Origin of the sequence: Xenorhabdus sp. SGI246, assembly GCF_040838225.1 — a bacterium.
In the GTDB taxonomy this organism is placed as follows: Bacteria; Pseudomonadota; Gammaproteobacteria; order Enterobacterales; family Enterobacteriaceae; genus Xenorhabdus; species Xenorhabdus indica.
This window is the reverse complement of the sequence record NZ_JBFPEZ010000105.1, coordinates 1-3,654: the sequence shown is the minus strand read 5'-3', so window position 1 is coordinate 3,654 and position 3,654 is coordinate 1. Positions and strand designations below refer to the sequence as shown.

Below are 3,654 nucleotides of genomic sequence, written 5' to 3'. Positions count from 1 at the left end.
TCATCAGGAATGTCGTAGCGTGCCATCATTTTATTCCAGTATTAAAATCAACTGGATGATAATACTACTAATTTATATTAAGGGACACAGCCTAGTCGAGGTAGTTATTATGGCTGACATGCATTCTACTGCAGGCACCCGCATTTACAAAATTTCCCAACCGGAACGTTATCAGAAAGTGGTTTATCGCCCCAAGGGAGTGAACCGCACGACTCCGGCCATCAACTTAAGTGGAAAATGGCTACTGGAAGCCGGTTTCTCTATTAACGATCCGTTAAAAATCAGAGTGATGCCAGGTTGTTTGATTATCGCCACCCAAAATTTTCATGAATTGTGGCACTGCTTAAAAAGCCTGAATGAAGGCGAATGGGATGATATCGCTGTGGCACGCTGGCTGCGGCAATTCCCCGGAAAATTAAATAAAAAGCTACCTGGATAAACTCATAGTGTCATTTTTTTCAATTAAAACATGATATTGAACGATCCTGTGAGAGTTATACTTTGCACTGAAATGGCAAAAATTTTCTTTTGCGAAGCTGCTCGCATTTTATTTTATTCATCAACAGAGAAGGAACTGATGGAGCTTAAATTTTCTACTGAAGACGCTGAAAAACCGGAATGTGTGTTAACTGGTGACGATATGCAACAGATGGGCTTTACACCCAATGCCCTGTTTCATATCCAGCAATATAACAACGGGCTTATGTTGACGTTAGCGAAACCGGATGATGATCCGGCTACCCTGTTCCACGCCGTGGAAGATGATCCGAAGCAGGGCATCGATTGGGTACGTGACAATGGCGAGCTGTATCTGGCGGGCGACTGGTTAACGGAAACCGGTTTGCTGGATAAGCCCGTTCAAATTGCTTTCGGTCACGGCAAGATTATGTTGCTAACAGAATCTGACCTGATACCTGCCTGAACCGCATAGCATTTTCTTACTTATTGCTAATTGCACTGATGTGTTAACTGTAGTTGACACATCATATCATTTATATACAATGATAAGGAGTAAGCATGATAACCATTGAAAGGACTCAAGATTTTGAAAAATGGTTAAAATCCTTAAAAGACAGGATAGCCAAAGCCAAGATCTTAATCCGGGTTGAAAGAATGGAAGAGGGAAATTTTGGCGATGTTGAACCTGTGGGAAACGGCGTTTCGGAACTCAGAATACATTACGGGCAAGGCTATCGTGTCTATTTTGCTCATAAAAATAATAAAATCATCTTATTACTCTGTGGTGGAGATAAAAGCAGCCAGCAGGCAGATATAAAGAAAGCAAAACAACTCGCGAAAGAATGGGGATTTTAAAATGAAAACAGCGCCAAAAAAATTCGATGTTGTGGAGTTTTTAGAAACAGAAGAAGATATTCAGGCATACTTAAATGCCGCTATCGAAGAGAACGACACAAAATATTTATTTAAAGCATTAGGTAACATTGCCAGAATAAAAAATATCAGCCAAATTTCTAAAGAATCGGGAATAAGCCGCGAAGGGATATATAAGGCGTTATCCGGCGAAGGCAACCCCTCGTTTAATACGGTATACAAAATATCAAAAGCACTGGGTTTGAAACTGCATTTTACTGGGGCTTAATCAACCCATTATTCAACATAATAATATATTGAAAAGAAATGTATTCCTTACATGTATCTATTGATAAATTACATCATTACGATGTAATTTATCTTTTTAAGTAATAGTATTCAATAAACAAACCGCGAAGTGTGGTTATTGTTTTCCTCCTCAATCAACTCTTTCATAATTGAGCAGAAACTGAGGTTTTCAGGTACATAAACAATGCTGTTATATTCATTAGGTTTCAATTCCATTGAAAACATGTCATTACCATTTTCCAACAATCGGAGCCTATCCATTTTTTCAAATTGGGAAAGGAGAAGATCATCCGCTGTTTTTATGATCATCTTCTCTACATAGGATTTTCCTTTAGCTGAACCATTATAATAAAGTTCACGTATTGGTTTATATTCTTCGGGAAAATTATCATTCAATGGACCCAGTAAATAGCTACGTATCTCTTCTCTTTTTTTTATCATCTTGTCATAAACATATTGATATACCGTTATCATATTATTCCTTTTTGATGGTTGGCTAATTCAGTTCTATGGCAGCGACCAAAATTAAGTTATCACATAAGAACAATAAAGCGGGAAGATCATGGGGATCTTTCCAGTTTTGCTTTAATTAATTATATGATTTATATCATTTTTTATTTTATCCAATGCTTCATTGGCTTTAACTCGCTCATTAAAATCATCTCGCCAGATAAAATATTCAGCAAAACCACCATAGCCTCTGAACATAGAACTATAAGCATGACGGGCATCTTCAATAGCAGATTTTGCATCGTTCGTGCCTCCATAAGCAGGTGGTGTCAGTAACGCAATAATATTCTCAATGCTCTTGATCCAACTTCCTCCACCGTTATCATGCATAATTTTCCATAGTGAAAAGAAAAGGGGTCTCAGTTTTTCTGCTAATTCAATAAAATTCATGGGTTAGTTCTTTTTTATTTTTTGGTAATAATAAGCAACATCAATCAATGTTGATATAATCCCATTTTCATCAGGCCAATCCATAATAAATCTTGGATATGATGGCTTGTAAACTTGAGGATTCATGATCCTTATCATTTCCTCTAACTCTTTTTTTACCTGAGTTAATGCACCAATAGATAATGGTGCATTCTTTCCACGTTGATGTAGTTCAATTGCATCCTGAACCAATTGAAGAGCATCAGTCAAAAACGTTTTACCTGAAGTTTTCATTTTATTAGAGATCCATATTTCCATCAGGGTGAGAGCGTGAGTGCTCAAATTAAAAATAACACGAATAATATCCAAACTATTTTGGTGACAGGGTGTGTTGGGTTGCTTTAAATTCAATCTAATTTACGGTTGTTTTTGCTCCAATTATGTTCGTAAAACGTTCACGCTCTCGCCCTGATATTTCCATGGCCCAAGTACAAACATTTGCTCTGCACAGCCAGTATACTGAAGGCCGCCGGGTTTGATATTGGCGGCAACGCTGACGGTTAAAATCATGAACGGCTGTTTGGTGCTAATCCCTGACAGTGATGACACTCGCACCATTAAGCAACAGTACCAACGCCAGCAAGACCAGCTCAGTGATATTAAGCTGAGAATGCGGGAACTGATTGGCGACTACAACAGCAACTAAGGGCAGGGACTGAGCGGCTCTTAAAAAGAAGAAAACCGGAAGATCACCATGATCTTCCGGCATATTAATTGTTATTAAGGCCCATAAAAGTGCATTAACGTGTTAAGAATACGCCAATCTTCTTTCGTTAATTCCTTTTTTTCCATTTGGTCGTATCTATAGCGTATTCCTTTCATTGGGATACCATATGGATGATTTTTCGCTGAGTCCATTAACTCATCAATATCATTCTTGTGTACTAAAGTATTGTTGAGTAGCTGGTAAAGCATTTCTTCCGCATCTTCACGTTTTAGCATTTCCATTTTATTTCTCCGGTAAGATCTTGACTGAATCAAACTTGATAACTCGCCAATCGGCATGTAACTGTCTTGCCCCACCTTGGTCATGCTTCCAATAGTTAGATCGCTTAGAGAAAGTAGTATTCACGTTCAATAAACGTTCCTATCACT

Annotated in this window: 9 protein-coding genes; 4 read left to right on the top strand and 5 right to left on the bottom strand. The window is 38.1% G+C overall.

The genetic code is table 11. The features are described from left to right. Positions 1-109: 109 nt before the first annotated feature. The 4 genes from ABLA85_RS17655 (at position 110) to ABLA85_RS17640 (ending at position 1,600) form a co-directional block, all read left to right on the top strand. Complete coding sequence (locus ABLA85_RS17655; protein WP_187650732.1) at positions 110-439, top strand: SymE family type I addiction module toxin; 330 nt, start codon at positions 110-112, stop codon at positions 437-439. 138 nt (positions 440-577) lie between these two features. Continuing rightward, positions 578-922 carry a hypothetical protein gene (locus tag ABLA85_RS17650; protein ID WP_367965643.1) on the top strand — a complete coding sequence of 115 codons (345 nt, stop codon included), beginning with the start codon at positions 578-580 and terminating at the stop codon, positions 920-922. A 95-nt stretch (positions 923-1,017) separates the two neighbouring features. Next, the gene (locus ABLA85_RS17645; RefSeq protein ID WP_367965642.1) at positions 1,018-1,314 is read left to right on the top strand and encodes a type II toxin-antitoxin system RelE/ParE family toxin; all 297 of its coding nucleotides are present in this window, start codon (positions 1,018-1,020) and stop codon (positions 1,312-1,314) included. A gap of 1 nt (position 1,315) precedes the next feature. Then, positions 1,316-1,600 (top strand): addiction module antidote protein, encoded by a 285-nt coding sequence (locus ABLA85_RS17640; protein WP_187650735.1) that lies wholly within the window; start codon positions 1,316-1,318, stop codon positions 1,598-1,600. A gap of 110 nt (positions 1,601-1,710) precedes the next feature. On the opposite strand, the gene ABLA85_RS17635 is transcribed toward ABLA85_RS17640, so the two are convergent. The 5 genes from ABLA85_RS17635 to ABLA85_RS17615 all read right to left on the bottom strand — a co-directional run bounded on the left by ABLA85_RS17635 (position 1,711) and on the right by ABLA85_RS17615 (position 3,507). Beyond that, positions 1,711-2,094, bottom strand: coding sequence for a transposase (locus ABLA85_RS17635; RefSeq protein WP_367965641.1), 384 nt, complete (start codon positions 2,092-2,094; stop codon positions 1,711-1,713). Positions 2,095-2,205: 111 nt separating this feature from the next. Then, positions 2,206-2,520 carry a hypothetical protein gene (locus ABLA85_RS17630; protein WP_367965640.1) on the bottom strand — a complete coding sequence of 105 codons (315 nt, stop codon included), beginning with the start codon at positions 2,518-2,520 and terminating at the stop codon, positions 2,206-2,208. Between the two features lie 3 nt (positions 2,521-2,523). Next, a complete protein-coding gene (locus ABLA85_RS17625; RefSeq protein ID WP_367965639.1) occupies positions 2,524-2,793 on the bottom strand; it encodes a hypothetical protein in 270 nt (89 codons plus the stop codon). Positions 2,794-3,085: 292 nt separating this feature from the next. Beyond that, positions 3,086-3,268: a hypothetical protein gene (locus ABLA85_RS17620; protein ID WP_367965638.1), complete on the bottom strand. Its 183-nt coding sequence runs from the start codon at positions 3,266-3,268 to the stop codon at positions 3,086-3,088. A gap of 11 nt (positions 3,269-3,279) precedes the next feature. Next, the gene (locus tag ABLA85_RS17615; protein ID WP_348994232.1) at positions 3,280-3,507 is read right to left on the bottom strand and encodes a hypothetical protein; all 228 of its coding nucleotides are present in this window, start codon (positions 3,505-3,507) and stop codon (positions 3,280-3,282) included. Between the last annotated feature and the right edge of the window lie 147 nt (positions 3,508-3,654).

Coding starts and splice junctions, on each gene's coding strand:
- ABLA85_RS17655 (WP_187650732.1), top strand. CDS start 110: ATGGCTGACATGCATTCTACTGCAGGCACCCGCATTTACAAAATTTCC.
- ABLA85_RS17650 (WP_367965643.1), top strand. CDS start 578: ATGGAGCTTAAATTTTCTACTGAAGACGCTGAAAAACCGGAATGTGTG.
- ABLA85_RS17645 (WP_367965642.1), top strand. CDS start 1,018: ATGATAACCATTGAAAGGACTCAAGATTTTGAAAAATGGTTAAAATCC.
- ABLA85_RS17640 (WP_187650735.1), top strand. CDS start 1,316: ATGAAAACAGCGCCAAAAAAATTCGATGTTGTGGAGTTTTTAGAAACA.
- ABLA85_RS17635 (WP_367965641.1), bottom strand. CDS start 2,094: ATGATAACGGTATATCAATATGTTTATGACAAGATGATAAAAAAAAGA.
- ABLA85_RS17630 (WP_367965640.1), bottom strand. CDS start 2,520: ATGAATTTTATTGAATTAGCAGAAAAACTGAGACCCCTTTTCTTTTCA.
- ABLA85_RS17625 (WP_367965639.1), bottom strand. CDS start 2,793: ATGAAAACTTCAGGTAAAACGTTTTTGACTGATGCTCTTCAATTGGTT.
- ABLA85_RS17620 (WP_367965638.1), bottom strand. CDS start 3,268: ATGCCGGAAGATCATGGTGATCTTCCGGTTTTCTTCTTTTTAAGAGCC.
- ABLA85_RS17615 (WP_348994232.1), bottom strand. CDS start 3,507: ATGGAAATGCTAAAACGTGAAGATGCGGAAGAAATGCTTTACCAGCTA.